Annotated in this window: 18 protein-coding genes and 1 pseudogene; 10 read left to right on the top strand and 9 right to left on the bottom strand. The window is 43.7% G+C overall.

The window, feature by feature from the left end:
* The 8 genes from carB to ygiD form a co-directional block, all read left to right on the top strand.
* On the top strand, positions 1-2107 hold a 2107-nt coding region (gene carB, locus Q0C19_RS06605), incomplete at its 5' end, for a carbamoyl-phosphate synthase large subunit (RefSeq protein ID WP_295054182.1).
* A gap of 3 nt (positions 2108-2110) precedes the next feature.
* Positions 2111-2542: a hypothetical protein gene (locus tag Q0C19_RS06600; RefSeq protein WP_295054179.1), complete on the top strand. Its 432-nt coding sequence runs from the start codon at positions 2111-2113 to the stop codon at positions 2540-2542.
* A gap of 10 nt (positions 2543-2552) precedes the next feature.
* Positions 2553-3128, top strand: coding sequence for a hypothetical protein (locus Q0C19_RS06595; protein WP_295054175.1), 576 nt, complete (start codon positions 2553-2555; stop codon positions 3126-3128).
* A gap of 2 nt (positions 3129-3130) precedes the next feature.
* Positions 3131-4309 carry a glutathionylspermidine synthase family protein gene (locus tag Q0C19_RS06590; protein WP_295054172.1) on the top strand — a complete coding sequence of 393 codons (1179 nt, stop codon included), beginning with the start codon at positions 3131-3133 and terminating at the stop codon, positions 4307-4309.
* Positions 4310-4477: 168 nt separating this feature from the next.
* The gene (locus tag Q0C19_RS06585) at positions 4478-4927 is read left to right on the top strand and encodes a MarR family transcriptional regulator (RefSeq protein ID WP_295054169.1); all 450 of its coding nucleotides are present in this window, start codon (positions 4478-4480) and stop codon (positions 4925-4927) included.
* 47 nt (positions 4928-4974) lie between these two features.
* Positions 4975-5682 carry a pirin family protein gene (locus Q0C19_RS06580; protein ID WP_295054167.1) on the top strand — a complete coding sequence of 236 codons (708 nt, stop codon included), beginning with the start codon at positions 4975-4977 and terminating at the stop codon, positions 5680-5682.
* 33 nt (positions 5683-5715) lie between these two features.
* Positions 5716-6285, top strand: a complete 570-nt coding sequence (locus Q0C19_RS06575) for a YceI family protein (protein WP_295054164.1) — start codon at positions 5716-5718, stop codon at positions 6283-6285.
* Positions 6286-6350: 65 nt separating this feature from the next.
* Entirely contained in the window at positions 6351-7103 is a 753-nt protein-coding gene (gene ygiD / locus Q0C19_RS06570; RefSeq protein ID WP_295054161.1) for a 4,5-DOPA dioxygenase extradiol, read from the top strand.
* Between the two features lie 8 nt (positions 7104-7111).
* On the opposite strand, the gene Q0C19_RS06565 is transcribed toward ygiD, so the two are convergent.
* The 8 genes from Q0C19_RS06565 to Q0C19_RS06530 all read right to left on the bottom strand — a co-directional run bounded on the left by Q0C19_RS06565 (position 7112) and on the right by Q0C19_RS06530 (position 12822).
* Positions 7112-7906, bottom strand: a complete 795-nt coding sequence (locus tag Q0C19_RS06565; RefSeq protein WP_295054159.1) for an ABC transporter permease — start codon at positions 7904-7906, stop codon at positions 7112-7114.
* Entirely contained in the window at positions 7906-9753 is a 1848-nt protein-coding gene (gene flgK / locus Q0C19_RS06560; RefSeq protein ID WP_295054156.1) for a flagellar hook-associated protein FlgK, read from the bottom strand. Before flgK ends, Q0C19_RS06565 begins: the two co-directional genes overlap by 1 nt.
* A gap of 1 nt (position 9754) precedes the next feature.
* A complete protein-coding gene (locus tag Q0C19_RS06555) occupies positions 9755-10186 on the bottom strand; it encodes a hypothetical protein (protein WP_295054153.1) in 432 nt (143 codons plus the stop codon).
* A gap of 14 nt (positions 10187-10200) precedes the next feature.
* Positions 10201-10407, bottom strand: coding sequence for a flagellar biosynthesis anti-sigma factor FlgM (locus tag Q0C19_RS06550; protein WP_295054150.1), 207 nt, complete (start codon positions 10405-10407; stop codon positions 10201-10203).
* A 67-nt stretch (positions 10408-10474) separates the two neighbouring features.
* Positions 10475-10768, bottom strand: coding sequence for a rod-binding protein (locus tag Q0C19_RS06545; RefSeq protein WP_295054147.1), 294 nt, complete (start codon positions 10766-10768; stop codon positions 10475-10477).
* Complete coding sequence (locus tag Q0C19_RS06540) at positions 10768-11814, bottom strand: flagellar basal body P-ring protein FlgI (protein ID WP_295054146.1); 1047 nt, start codon at positions 11812-11814, stop codon at positions 10768-10770. The genes Q0C19_RS06545 and Q0C19_RS06540 overlap by 1 nt, the downstream gene beginning before the upstream one ends.
* 50 nt (positions 11815-11864) lie before the next feature.
* Entirely contained in the window at positions 11865-12452 is a 588-nt protein-coding gene (gene rsmD / locus Q0C19_RS06535; RefSeq protein WP_295054143.1) for a 16S rRNA (guanine(966)-N(2))-methyltransferase RsmD, read from the bottom strand.
* On the bottom strand, positions 12442-12822 hold the full coding sequence (locus Q0C19_RS06530; protein WP_295054140.1) for a hypothetical protein: 381 nt from the start codon (positions 12820-12822) through the stop codon (positions 12442-12444). Before Q0C19_RS06530 ends, rsmD begins: the two co-directional genes overlap by 11 nt.
* Before the next feature lie 155 nt (positions 12823-12977).
* Here Q0C19_RS06530 and Q0C19_RS06525 point away from each other — a divergent pair, with 155 nt between their 5' ends.
* Complete coding sequence (locus Q0C19_RS06525; RefSeq protein ID WP_295054137.1) at positions 12978-13421, top strand: hypothetical protein; 444 nt, start codon at positions 12978-12980, stop codon at positions 13419-13421.
* A 49-nt stretch (positions 13422-13470) separates the two neighbouring features.
* Positions 13471-13878 carry a c-type cytochrome gene (locus tag Q0C19_RS06520; protein ID WP_295054134.1) on the top strand — a complete coding sequence of 136 codons (408 nt, stop codon included), beginning with the start codon at positions 13471-13473 and terminating at the stop codon, positions 13876-13878.
* Here Q0C19_RS06520 and Q0C19_RS11850 read toward each other — a convergent pair.
* Positions 13879-14019: pseudogene (locus Q0C19_RS11850) on the bottom strand (3'-5' exonuclease); the annotation flags it as partial.

The raw sequence follows: 14019 nt of genomic DNA, 5'->3' as shown, positions 1-14019 counted from the left end.
ACGAACGTTTAAAGAATCGGTTCAAAAAGCCCTCTGCTCGCTGGAAACAGGACTAAGCGGTTTCGATCCGATTGAAGGTGATCTCGAATTTGTGAAACATGAAATCCGTCGCCCAAATGCGGAACGTATCCTCTACGTAGGACAAGGGTTCCGTATGGGACTATCCAAAGCCGAAGTGTTTGAACTCTCTAAAATCGATCCGTGGTTCCTAACCCAAATCGAAGAGATCATTGCCCAAGAAAAAACTATTACCACAGCAACACTTAGTGACGAGTTACAGCTCCGACGTCTCAAAACGGAAGGGTTCTCCGATAAAAACATTGCACGTCTTATCACCCTGAACGGCGGAAGTGCAAAAGAGAATGATGTCTACGAAGCGCGCAAAGCTCTTAATATCATGTTTGAATACAACGAAGTCGATACCTGTGCGGCAGAGTTCGGTTCACTCACCCCATATCTCTACTCAACCACCAATATTACGCGCCTAGGACTACAAGCACCACGTCAGAGTGACAAGAAAAAAGTGATGATTCTCGGCGGCGGGCCAAACCGTATCGGTCAGGGGATCGAATTCGACTACTGCTGTGTCCATGCCTCTTTCGCACTCAAAGAGATGGGAATCGAAACGATCATGGTCAACTGTAACCCTGAAACCGTCTCAACCGACTACGATACCTCCGATGTCCTCTATTTTGAGCCAATCGATTTCGAACACGTCCGCTCCATTGTAGATGCAGAACAGCCCGATGGCATTATCGTCCACTTCGGAGGACAAACGCCGCTTAAACTGGCTAACGGCCTTCATGCCATCGGTGCCAAAATTGCTGGAACCTCTGCAGAAGTGATCGATTTAGCAGAAAACCGTGAAAAATTCTCCGCCTTCGTTGTTGAGCAAGGGCTAAAACAGCCTGAAAACGGTATTGCAATGACCAAAGAGCAAGCATTCGCCGTCGCTGAAGAGCTCGGATATCCGGTTCTCGTACGTCCATCGTATGTTTTGGGCGGACGGGCTATGCGCATCGTTTACAACGAAGATGAACTCCGTACCTATATGGATGTAGCGGTATCGGTCAGCAACGACTCTCCGGTTCTCGTCGATAAATTCCTCGATCAAGCGGTTGAGCTGGATGTTGATGCAATCAGTGATGGTACAGATGTTTATATTGGCTCCGTGATGCAACACATCGAAGAAGCGGGGATTCACTCAGGGGATAGTGCTTGTTCACTCCCTCCGGTAAGCCTCAGTGCCGAAATTCAAGCACAAGTAGAACAACAAACAAAAAAAATCGCATTGGGTCTCGGTGTTATCGGTTTGCTCAATATCCAATATGCGATCTACCAAAACGAAGTTTATTTGATCGAGGTCAACCCTCGTGCATCACGTACCGTACCGTTTGTCTCAAAAGCAACCGGAATGCCGCTCGCGAAAGTTGCTACCCGTGTTATGGTGGGGGATACACTCCGTAATGCCCTCAAATTCTACGATAACTACAATGTTGTTATGGAAGCCGACGGTCTTCTCAAACCGCGTCTCAAAGGTCACGTTGCGATCAAAGAGGCGGTATTCCCGTTCAACAAACTCTACGGAGCAGACTTGGTTCTCTCCCCTGAGATGAAATCGACCGGAGAAGTTATGGGTATCAGCCAAAACTTCGGAGTAAGTTTTGCGAAAAGCCAGCTTGCCGCAGGCAATAAGATCCCGACGTCAGGAACGTGCTTCCTCTCGTTTATCGAAATGGATAAAGTTCATGCTCCTGAAATTGCACTCGGTTTGCATAACCAAGGTTTCAAACTTGTTGCAACCAGCGGCACTCAAAAAGTGATTGAAGCAGCAGGTATTCCGTGTGAAGCCGTTCTTAAAATCTCAGAGGGGCGCCCGAATATTGAGGATGTCATGAAAAATGGTGAGATATCTCTTGCCATTAATACTTCGGATAACAAAACATCGAAAAAAGATGCTGAACAAATCCGCCAAATCGTACTTCGTATGGGAACCCCTTATTTTACCACTCTCAGTGCAGCACGCGCCGCTATCGAAGCGATGGGTCATATGCAAGACGACAGTTGGATGGAACCGCATGCACTTCAAGATTATCTCATCCCATAATCTATGAATAAAATCCTCCTCGCTCAAACCGACACCACCGTCGGTTTTCTCTCGCAAAGTTCCCAGCGTCTTCAGGAGATAAAAAAGCGAGACCTTACCAAACCGTTCTTAAAAGTCTACGCCGATTTCCAAACCCTTCGCCGTGATATCCGCATTCCGTCTATTCATAAACATCGGGTACGATATTCTCGAAAAACCACCTTTATCGTCAAAAACCAAGCGTTTCGTTATGTCGATGACTCGGAACACTCCTCTTTGATTGCGAAATACGGATGGCTCTACTCTACCTCCGCCAATGAGAGTGCAAAGCAATACGATGAAATATACTGTCAATCTGTCAGTGATCTGATTATCGAAGATTATCGGGGATTGAGTGAAAAAAGTGCCTCTAAAATTTTTCGATTAACACCGAAACGATTAAAACAATTACGATAGGAGTCTATTTATGAAACATTTTTCTTCAGCCAACCACATCATGATGGGTAGCATGGGGCTAGTCGTCCTCAGCGCACTGAGCGGATGCCAAAGCGCACCGGAGGAAAAAGCTGAGCCGCAGAATAAATTTCTCGTTGTCGAGCAGCAGCCCAACGGTAAATTCGTCGTCGTCGAAGAGGTTCCGACTACCGGGCCAAGCCATGCGATTATCCGCTCTACCGATGAAAACGGTACGGTTCATGAACGTGTAATGAGCGAAGCGGAACTCAAAGAACTGGCCGACCAAGAGTATAAAAAAATGCAAGAGGGGAAATCGGAGCTCAATTCCGAGCCCAAAAGTGAAGGGATGGGACTGGGCGGAACCATCCTTGCCGCAGCCGGGGGAGCATTGCTGGGCAATGTGATCGGTAATATGCTAATGAATAACTCTACTTTCCGAAAAAACCAAGACGCTTCGAACCGCTCCGCCTACCACCGCTCCGCAAGCGGAAGCGGCTCATCGGCAACTTCCAACACACAGAAAAAAAGTTTCTTCGGAAATTCTGCTTCCAAATCTACCAGCTCCAGCAGCAGTTACGGAGGATGAATATGGTATCTCTTCAGAAGATCAAACCAATCGATGATAGAACGCTTGAACAGTTCGGATTTGCTTGGCATACCGACTCAGATTCAACCAAATACGTTGCCGATGAATTGGTGGTAGTAAGCGATGCAGAAGCAGAAGCCTATTACGAAGCCGTCAATGAACTCTACGATATGTATGCAACTGCGGCACAGCACGTCATCGACAACAATCTCTTTTTTGATCTCGGTATTCCGTTCAACCTGATCGAACCGATCAAAAAAAGTTGGGAAAACGATGTCCATTGGCATCTCTACGGACGCTTTGATCTCGCAGGGGGGATAGACGGAGCCCCGATCAAACTGATCGAATTTAATGCCGATACCCCGACTGCCCTGTTTGAAACGGCCATTTTGCAATGGGCATTGCTTAAACACAACGGTATGGATGAGGAGCGTCAGTTCAATTCCGTTTACGAAGCCATCAGCGAAAACTTTCGCCGTCTTGTCACTCTCTTTGACGATACCGAAAAATTTGACGCTCTCTATGACGGATGGAAAATTCTTTTCAGCTCCGCCAGTGGAAATATCGAAGAGGAGCAAACGGTACGGTTATTGCAACAAATGGCGATTGATACCGGATTTGAGACGGGATTTGAGCCTTTGGGAGGGGTAAAGTTTGACGACGAGGGGATTTACGATGCCCAAGATACCCCGTATGAGTATTGGTTTAAACTCTTTCCGTGGGAAGATATCGCGATCGAAGAGCCCGAGCTCGCAACGTTGCTTACCACCATCATGAACAACCAACGTGCCATCATTTTAAATCCTGCCTACACCCTCCTCTTCCAATCCAAAGGGATGATGAAAGTACTCTGCGATCTTTTCCCGGATTCGCCATACCTGCTCAAAACTTCTTTCGTCCCCCTCAAAGATCTACAGCAAGTCGAAAAACGGATGTTTGGTCGCGAAGGTGCCAATGTCCGTATACTCGATGCATCGGGGAATACCGTTGAAGCCAATGACGGGCCGTACGGCAATTTTAAACCTGTCTATCAAGAATACGTCGAATTTCCGAAAGATATCGCCGGAAACAGCTATCAAGCCGGTGTCTTCTTTGCCTACGAAGCGTGCGGGTTAGGATTTCGCCGCGGAGGAAAAATATTAGGGAATATGTCTAAATTTGTAGGACATGTCCTCCGATAGCAAGAACTATTTACCAAAGCTTTTTTAATCCCTCTCCCAAAAAAAATACTGCAAAGAGCCGATAACGGCTCCGTATGCATCTGCGAATATCAAAGTACTTCAATCGTCCCTATTGACATTATTACTAATTAGTAGTATTATTTCTCATCCCCATTAAGGAGAGTTGTAATGAAACGTGTACAAAGCTACGGCAAACATGAAGATATTGTTCTGCGCGCTCACATTGAGCTCTCCCGATCACTGACAAAAATCCGTACCAAAGAGACGGCATGGCTAGCAGATCGAGATCTGACCTTACCGCAATTTGGCATATTGGAATCTTTATACCATTTAGGGAGACTCACCGTCGGTCAAATAACGACACTAACGCTCAGTACCCCCGGAAATATTACGGTCGTTATCAAAAATCTCCTCTCCAAAGGACTAATCACGGCCGTCTCTTCCGAAGAAGATCGACGTATAAAAATACTTGAGATTACGGAGGTAGGGGAGCAAATCATGAAAGAGATATTTAAAGCCCATGTCGAAAATCTTACAGGATGGTACGATAAAGCTCTTAATGAAGAAGATGTACAAATTCTCTCCGCTTTGCTACGCAAATTAGAAAAGGCGCAATAAAAATTTAACAATATAGTACTAATTAGTACTTAAAAAGGAATATAAAAATGTCACTCTCAATCCATCGCTCCTATGAACGGGGCACAGCCGATCACGGTTGGCTCAATAGCCGTTTTAGCTTTTCCTTTGCCGACTATCACAATACTGTACGGATGGGATTTGGCGCATTAAGAGTTATTAATGATGATCTCATCGAAGCCGGAAGCGGATTTGGTATGCATCCCCATAAGAATATGGAAATTGTCTCAATTGTGATGAAAGGCTCACTGGAGCATAAAGACTCAGAGGGAAACCACGGCATCATTAACGCGGGTGAAATTCAATACATGAGTGCAGGCTCCGGAGTTTTTCACTCCGAATATGCCACACCCGACTCGGATACGTCCATTTTTCAAATTTGGATTCATCCCAATCAAAACGGCGGCACTCCGCTATACGAACAGCGCAGTTTTATCCATCATGATAAAACCGACAAATGGGTTACTCTCATCAGCGGTGACGGACGTGAAAATTCCATCACTATCAAACAAGATGCCGCAATCTGCTCAACTGAATTGACGAAGGGCAAAGTCATACCGATTCCCAAAGTCAAATCGGGGCATGGACGATTGCTCTTTATAATCGAAGGAAAAGTAGACATTAACCACCAAATACTTGAGCCAAGAGATGAACTTCAAATTACCGACGAGGAGGAATATACCCTTACAGCGCTTAGTGAATCCAAGGTCTTAGTGTTTGACGTGCCTATGCATTAATCTAATATTCCATTACATCCAAAAGGAACTACCATGAAAAAAACATCTCCCCTTATCGCCCTACTCGTTCTGGGTTCTGCATCATTGTTTGCAGGAAATTATAATGTCGATACCAGCCACTCGAATGTGAGCTTTAAAGTCAAACATATGATGATCTCTGAAGTGACCGGACAATTCGATACCTTTGAGGGATCCTTTAACTACGATGAGAAAACAAAATCGCTTAAATCACTCAACGGAAAAATCGATGTTAATTCCATTAATACCTCTAATGAAAAAAGAGACTCTCATCTAAAATCAGCGGATCTGTTTGATGTTCAAAAGTACCCTAAAATTACGTTTGCACTGGATAGTGTTAAAGGGGATAAAGCCTACGGAAAGCTTACCTTGCATGGGGTTACTAAAAATGTCATACTCACTCTTGAAAATAACGGTGCTATAAAAGACCCATGGGGCAATACCCGTGTCGGGCTAGGACTAAGCGGCCAATTGAACCGTAAAGATTACGGCATCACCTGGAATACTGCGTTAGAAGCCGGTGGTGTCGCCGTCGGAGAAAATGTCAAACTCTATATACAACTCGAAGGAATTTTGGTTCAATAGAATCGTCGTCATTTTTTAGCACTTCTGGCAGTCACTGCCGGGTGCATCAAGAAAGGAACTATCCCATGCGTCAGAGTGCCCTTTTCATCAGTCATGGATCGCCGATGAATATCATCGAGGATAACCCCTATACCCAAAGTCTCAAACGACTGGGCAAAAGTCTGTCCAAACCTAAAGCCGTTTTGATCATTTCCGCTCATTGGGCAACAAACGGCTCAATCGTATCGGCGGTTGACAAACCCGAGACGATTCATGATTTTTACGGTTTCCCCAATTCTCTTTATACTCTCCGATACGATGTTCAGGGTGAGACTACGGCCAGTTTATTATTAGCCCATTTGACGCATGCCAAAATAGACCGTCGGCACGGCCTCGATCATGGCGCATGGTCTGTTTTGGTTCATCTCTTTCCTAATCATGATGTTTCGGTATTTCAGCTTTCCATCGATTTAACCAAACCGTCCCAATGGCATTATGATCTGGGTAAAACGCTATCGATCCTTAGGGATGAGGGGATAATGGTTATCGGAAGCGGAAATGTTACACACAATCTTGGCGATATCGACCCCGATCGTGATACTCCTACCGCAGCCTGGACAAAAGAGTTTGACAATGCTTTTGCGGATGCCCTTATCCATAACCATAAAAAGATCAGTGATCACACCCTTCCCTATTTCAATCATGCACATCCTACACTAGAACACTATCTCCCGATTCTTCCTGTATTAGGATCACAAAATGACGGGGAGGAGATTACAACTATTTTTGAAGGATTTCAGCACGGAACACTCTCTATGAGGTGTTTTCAAGTGGGATAAAGGAGACGCTATCTAGCCTCTTTTGGGTTCCAATGCATCTGAAGGGCATTGGAAATATTCATCAGTGAAAAGGTGACGATAAAGATCATTAAGCCGGGGAAAAAACTCACCCACCACGCAATATCGATGACCTCTTTGCCGCCGCTAAGGATGCTCCCCCAGCTCATCTGCGGTGCAACAATCCCTAGACCCAAAAAAGAGAGTCCCGATTCTGCCAAAATAGCCCCTCCGACTCCGAACGTAAAACTGACCAAAACAATCGGCGCCAGCAGCGGAGCATAATACTTAAGCATAATTTTTAGCGGATGGATCTTCCCTATCTGCAATATTCGAATAAACGGTTTTGAGGAGATGGCAAAGCTTTCGGATCGGATTAATCGTGCCGTTCCCATCCATCCCGTTACTGAAATAATTACAATTAATACCCAGACTGACGCATTCACATAACTCACCAATGTCAACAGTAAAAAGAGCGTAGGAAACGTCAAAAAAAGATCAACCATAATGATAAAGAGCTTATCGAATCCACCACGAAGAAATGCGGCACTCACCCCATAAAGCAACCCGATCAGGGTGGAGATCAATGCACTCATAAATCCTATGATAAGGGAGACTTGCCCCCCCTCCATCATTCGTGAGAGCAAATCACGCCCCAACCTGTCCGTTCCGAACCAATGATGGAGGGAGGGAGGAAGCAAAATAGCATGAGAGTCTAAGTAGAGCGGATCAATCCTATAGAGGCAAGGTCCGATAAAAGAGAATACGATTACCGCAAGCAGTGCGGCAATGCTAAACAGTGGCATTAGGCCTTGATACCCAAAAGGGTCGTCATCATTTGATCAATCGTCGTAATAACTTTGGCCGCAGCACCGTAAGAGGTTTGATAACGGATTAGATTAGCCATCTCTTCATCGATACTGACTTTACTGATTGAATCCTGCTCTTGCTTAATTGCATTAAATTGGGCCGTGATCGAATCGTTCGATAGTACGACGGAATTGGTTTTTGTCCCTACCTTGGTGACCAAATTATCAAAATACCCATAGACCGTATCTGACGTCTTGTTGAATTCGGTACCGAAAGTGACCGAAGCAAATTGAAGCTGTACCATGTCCAAAGCGGTTTGGTTATCGCCGTTTGCAGGAGATTGATACCCTTTGATTTTACTGGTATCATCTTTCAATCCCTGATTTAGCGCGATGCTTTTAGCATCCGTTCCATCATAATAACGGTTAACCCCCGTCACTCCGGCAAAATTTGTCCCCGAATCTTTTATGGCAAAAGAGTACCCCTGAGATGCAAATGAAGCTTTAAAATCAATTTGAAAAATATTTTGCGGTTTACTAAATGTTCCGATTAACATATCATCAATGTCATTTAGCGCATTATTATCTTTATTATCATCTTTCGACAAATTGATCTGCCCGACAATACTGCTATTCGTCATCGGAGAATCATTAATCAAAGTCCCCTCATCGATGGTAATAGTACGGCGTCCGACCTCACTGCCGTTAATATCATACACAATAAGATCGAATGTTCCCGCTTTAAAATTTTCATTGGTACTCAACAACGACTGATTGTCTGAAAAACCGAGCTGATTGGATTGCATAGAAGTGGTAGCACTTTGGGCATATATATTATTCGTGGATTCGATTAATCCTTTGGCAAAACTGTCCATATTATTAATCGTCTCTTGTAAAAATCCGTTTTCAAACTCACCGTTTGTACCGATTTTGGAACCGCGAAGCTCCAATAAAGCACCGATTTTTCCCCCTGTGATACGATCGGCATACGGAACTTTTACGCCGTCTTGCCGTTCATAATACAAATCGTTGTATCCGTTTTGATTTTCGGTACTGTTCATACCGATCGGATGGAAAGAACCGCCATCCACAAGGTTAAAACCGCCGACTTGAATCGTATAGCTCCCTTGTGTTATAGCGATATTGCTGTCGATGACGTTATTCGTTTCAACTTGCCCCACAATAACTTTTGCACCAATCAGTTTCGTCAGTGACAATTCAAGCTGACTTCGCTTGTCACGCAAATCATTGGCATTGTTAGCACCGCCCGCTTCGGCTTTATTAATCTCGATGTTTACTTTTGAAATTTGTTCTGCAATACGATTGACATCGTCAATATTGACTTTAACTTGATCGTTCAAAGAGCTTTGCAAACTTGATATTTTTGATCGGGTATCTTGAATATGCTGCGATAGGGTTTGTGTCTGCTGTGCCAATGCAGCTTTTAATGAGGTATTGCTCGGGTTGTTGGCAAGAGACTGCCATGAATTGAAATAACTTTGCAAATCATCTTTAATACCGACTTTATCAATTTCGGGAAAATAGGTCGAAAGCTCTTCCAGATTTTTTTTCAACGTATCCGAATTCTCTTTATTTTGGGCAGCGCTAGTGTAACGATCAAATACAAAACTGTCGAATATCCGTGCAATCTCCGTAATCTGAGTTCCGTTCCCTACTGCCCCTGGCTGGATATAAAGAGGCGTTGCCGCAGCCGTGACAACTCGCTGACGGGAATACCCTTCAGTCTCCGCATTGGAGATATTATGTCCGGTCGTATCAATACCGATTTGGGCTGCGTTTAAGCCGCTGTATCCGATATGCAATGCATTAAATATAGATGCCATATTATGCCCGCACTTCCAAAAATGAAGCTTCGGATATCGCCACTTTCTGATATCCCTGCATTTGTGTCGGAACCAAACGCTCTAGCAGTGAATTGTAAAAAGAGCCGACACTTAAAACCATTTTTGCGTATTTTTGATTGACTTCCCGTAAAAGGGAGAGATGTTCTTTCAGAGAATCAAGTTGCTGATGTTGTTCGTTATCTAAAAGTTCAGAGAGGGGTTTTGTCGGATGTTGTGTCATCAGTTTTGAAATTTCGCGGTCTATCATCGCTTTCTTTTGCTCAAAACTTTTAATTTTCTCTTCTTTAATCGCTAAACGATCAAACTGAGGGTTATGTTTGGCCTCTTTGATATCATCAATATCTTCGCGTGACAAAGATATGAGAGTTTCAAGATCTTTGATAGCACTCTGTAACTGATAAGACAACATCATTAACTCCTATTTGGTTAGGTCAACTCTTGCGCGATACGCTTCGCCAACTCTTCGATATTGACACGGTATTCCCCTTTTTCGATAGACGCTTTTAGCTCATCGATTCGGCTTGTGTCACCTTGTTTTGTAACAGATTGAGCAGATTTGTCCTGCTCTTTATTTTTTACTGCCGGTTCTTGATATGTCGCTTTTAATAGCGATCCGTTCACACTTGAGATCATGGTGAATCCTTGTTATCCGTTTATGATATGTACCTACCATATCGGCAAAAACCAATAAAAATTTAGTTTATTTCTCTGTTTTTGCACCCTTTTGACTCAAGTTTTCAAAAAGCATTTGAGAAAACCCAAATCCTCCTGCACTTGCGTTGGATAACTCTTCGCGATACATCGACTTAAATATTTTGTCTCCGGGATCGTTAGTACTGGTAAATACATTTTTTTCGTCTTTCATCGCTTCATCGAGCATCATCTTGACAATAATCGCTTCAAACTGGTCTGTTTTTTCCCGCAGAGCTTTCTCCCCGTCTTTGTTTCCGATCGTAGGAACCGATTTTTGATACTGCACGTTCGTAATATCCATTAGATCACTTCCAAATCAACCGAGATGGCTCCGGCACTTTTCATCGCCTGCAAAATAGAGATCATCTCTTTTGGAGTGGCTCCCAATTTTTGAAGAGAGCGGGCGATATTGGCAACCGTGGTCGTCCCTTTTTCGGTATAGACTTCATTTTCATTCAATCCTATTACAAGACTTTTGTCCATAGCTACACTTCCCGCAGGTTTTGCCACTTCGTTTTGAGAAAGAATTTTGACGGTCATATCCCCTTGAGTAATCACTACCGGTTTTACCTCAACATCAACACCGGCGATAATGGTTCCGGTACGTTCATTGATAATAATCTTTTGGTCCTGCGCATAGTCAATGTCAAGACTTTGCACTTCCGCTAAAAATTCAACCATCGATTTATTATTCGGTAGGTCCAATTTAATGGTTCTCGGATCAACGGCTGAAGCAATATTTTTCCGATATTTTGCATTGATAACGTTTTGAATGGCAACGGCATTGGCGAAATTGGATGTTTTTAATGAAAGCGTTGCACTTTGCTGATGAGACAGATCTTGGCTTATTTCACGTTCAACCAAACCTCCGCCATACACCATTCCGACAGTCGGATGCGATTCGGCACCGGCACCTTTTTCGTTTTTACCGCCGATACTGATCGAACCTTGCGCCAATGCATAAATTTTACCGTCTACCCCTTTGAGAGGAGTCATTAGCAATGTCCCCCCCTCAAGCGATTTGGCATCACCGATAGAAGAGACGGTAACATCAAACGCATCCCCTTGACGGGCAAATGGGGCAAATTTAGCCGTTACCACAACCGCGGCAACGTTTTTGGATTTGATATCGACGGGATTCATATCAATATTCATCGCTTTAAGCATGTTGGCAATCGATTGGAGGGTGAATTTAGAAGTCGTACCGTCACCTGTCTTTTTCAAACCGACAACAAGCGAGTAACCGATAATTTGGTTATCCCGCACGCCGACGATATTAGCAACTTCGCTGATGCGTGTCGCTTGAGACAGGGTTAGTAAGCAAAAAAGTAGTACGAAGATTCTCATGCCCATCCTTTGTGATAAAAGGATTAAGCAAAGGGCATTCCAAAAATGGCTTATGCGTAATAAGTGAGTGAAGTTTTTCCGAAACGTTTTGATTTGAGGCGATTAAAGTGACCGATTGAATCGGGCAATTCGAGGGTACTCATGTGTTCAATAATGATCAAGGTTGCCATTTCAAGGGGAAAGGATGCGATCATTGCAATCGTTTTGTCGTATATCTCTTCCATCCCTTCACGATAGGCAAACGGCGGATCAACATAAATAAATGCACTTTCACCCAATGCAGCAAGACGCTTCTTTACCTGAGCAATATTGCTGAAACTGTCCCCTTCGACAACTTCGCACGCCTTCGGATCCGTCTGTCCGATGTTTTCACGGAGAGTCCGAATCGCGTCACGGTCTTTTTCCATAAATATTATTTTTTTGGCTCCGCGGCTAAGGGCTTCCAGTCCGATCGAACCGCTGCCTGAGAAGACTTCTACTAAAACTGCATCGATAATATCGAACTGAAGGGTATTGAAAAACGACTCCAATACAATCCCTTTGGAACTGCGTGTCGTCTCTTTGGAGGGGAGTTTAAGGCTTTTGCCTTTATATTTTCCGGCAATAATTTTTTTGGTAACAGTTGGATTATTTTTCATAAAATGCCCGTATCGCTTTAAGAATATTGTCCTTGTATTCACGTGTCAATTTATCGATATGACGCTCTAAAATATCAAAACTAACCCCTTCTTCATTTGAGAGAAAGCGCTCCTCTTCAATCGAAACAGGGGGATATTTTTCAGATTCGAATTTTTGATTCAGGGCGTGAAGCAACTGCGCTTTTGAAAACGGTTTAATCAGATCGGAGGACTCTTCCACACCCACTACGAAAGTCGGGTATTGGTCATCACGGATATTCTTGTCGCGAATCAAAATGTCGCACTGGCGCAGTGAACTCAGATGCCCATCCAAAAAAAGTTCCAAGGAACGCTGCAACAATGGAGAATCACACTGAATAGCTACTTTCACGACGTTTACCTTATAAAAAATATTTGCTCATTGAATTGATAGTATTTTAGCATACTAACCTCCTGCGAAAGATAAAATGCAATTGTGTCTTGATTTGTGTCAACATCTGTTATTCAAAAGGACTCTATAATCTCAGAAAATTCAAGGAGACTATTGTGACATGGACTTTATACCTCCATATCCTCGCCGCTTGTGCATGGATAGGAGGCAGTATCGTATTATTCGGTTTAGGACTGTTTATCCGCGATAAAGCGACTCAAGAAATAGTGTATGGAGCAATCGGACCTTTTTATGGATATTTTGAAACGGTATGGCTTTTAATCCTGATTTCGACAGGATTCATATTAGGAGGGCATTACGATCTTTTGCCAATGATCGGTCAAACCAATACGGAATTGGCATATTGGATAACCCTGAAAGTAGTATTGGTTTCAGGACTCAGCATAGCCACAATACTCCATCTGTACATTGCATTTGCAACCCATAAACGAAATCGGACACTGATGCAAAAACTCCTTTCGCGCGGGGGTTCTCTCGCGATTTTCACCTTAAACCTTTTGATTTTATGGGCTGCCATGAATATTCGGTCTATGTTGTGAAATAGCTTTGCCTTCTAAAAATAAAACTAACGTAAAACGGAGCGATTAAATGACTAAACTGCTAATAATACTCTTCTCGATATATGGACTCTACGGAGCGGACGGGTATAGCGTCTACCAAAAACACTGTATGCAATGCCATGTCGAAATAATGGAGAAAAAAGAGGTACTGAGAGTGTTTCACACCCTCAAAGCTCCCCCGATGGTCGAAGTATCCAATCGCCTCAAAGAAAATGTCGTTATCAGCGACGATGATAACGATGTCAAACGTCGTGTGATTATCGCATTTATCAAAGATTACATCGAAAATCCCAGCGTTCAGTACAGTATGTGTCATCCGATGGCAATTGAAAAATTCGGGATTATGCCCTCATTAAAAGGTAAACTTTCCGAAGAGGAGCGCCAAGCCGTTGCGGAATGGGTGCATGACCGTTATAGCGGTGTTACGTTTAAGTAATTACGACTGCAATAAATAGTGCTCGATACTGTAGCGTAGATCCTCGTCCATATCCATCAGACTCTCTACCATCCACTTCAGATATCCGGGGTCTTTGAGGGCGATCTCTTCGATCCTCTTTTTGGCATATTTTCCAAACGG

Source organism: Sulfuricurvum sp. (assembly GCF_023250475.1).
Classification (GTDB): Bacteria; Campylobacterota; Campylobacteria; order Campylobacterales; family Sulfurimonadaceae; genus Sulfuricurvum.
This window is presented reverse-complemented; position numbering and strand designations above follow the sequence as displayed.

Excerpts from the sequence above, each read along its gene's own strand:
- Q0C19_RS06545 (WP_295054147.1), bottom strand. The coding sequence starts at position 10,768 with ATGGATATTACGAACGTGCAGTATCAAAAATCGGTTCCTACGATCGGA.
- rsmD (WP_295054143.1), bottom strand. The coding sequence starts at position 12,452 with ATGAAAAATAATCCAACTGTTACCAAAAAAATTATTGCCGGAAAATAT.
- Q0C19_RS06550 (WP_295054150.1), bottom strand. The coding sequence starts at position 10,407 with ATGATCTCAAGTGTGAACGGATCGCTATTAAAAGCGACATATCAAGAA.
- Q0C19_RS06585 (WP_295054169.1), top strand. The coding sequence starts at position 4,478 with ATGAAACGTGTACAAAGCTACGGCAAACATGAAGATATTGTTCTGCGC.
- Q0C19_RS06565 (WP_295054159.1), bottom strand. The coding sequence starts at position 7,906 with ATGCCACTGTTTAGCATTGCCGCACTGCTTGCGGTAATCGTATTCTCT.
- flgK (WP_295054156.1), bottom strand. The coding sequence starts at position 9,753 with ATGGCATCTATATTTAATGCATTGCATATCGGATACAGCGGCTTAAAC.
- Q0C19_RS06555 (WP_295054153.1), bottom strand. The coding sequence starts at position 10,186 with ATGATGTTGTCTTATCAGTTACAGAGTGCTATCAAAGATCTTGAAACT.
- Q0C19_RS06595 (WP_295054175.1), top strand. The coding sequence starts at position 2,553 with ATGAAACATTTTTCTTCAGCCAACCACATCATGATGGGTAGCATGGGG.
- Q0C19_RS06575 (WP_295054164.1), top strand. The coding sequence starts at position 5,716 with ATGAAAAAAACATCTCCCCTTATCGCCCTACTCGTTCTGGGTTCTGCA.
- Q0C19_RS06580 (WP_295054167.1), top strand. The coding sequence starts at position 4,975 with ATGTCACTCTCAATCCATCGCTCCTATGAACGGGGCACAGCCGATCAC.
- Q0C19_RS06600 (WP_295054179.1), top strand. The coding sequence starts at position 2,111 with ATGAATAAAATCCTCCTCGCTCAAACCGACACCACCGTCGGTTTTCTC.
- Q0C19_RS06590 (WP_295054172.1), top strand. The coding sequence starts at position 3,131 with ATGGTATCTCTTCAGAAGATCAAACCAATCGATGATAGAACGCTTGAA.
- Q0C19_RS06520 (WP_295054134.1), top strand. The coding sequence starts at position 13,471 with ATGACTAAACTGCTAATAATACTCTTCTCGATATATGGACTCTACGGA.
- ygiD (WP_295054161.1), top strand. The coding sequence starts at position 6,351 with ATGCGTCAGAGTGCCCTTTTCATCAGTCATGGATCGCCGATGAATATC.
- Q0C19_RS06540 (WP_295054146.1), bottom strand. The coding sequence starts at position 11,814 with ATGAGAATCTTCGTACTACTTTTTTGCTTACTAACCCTGTCTCAAGCG.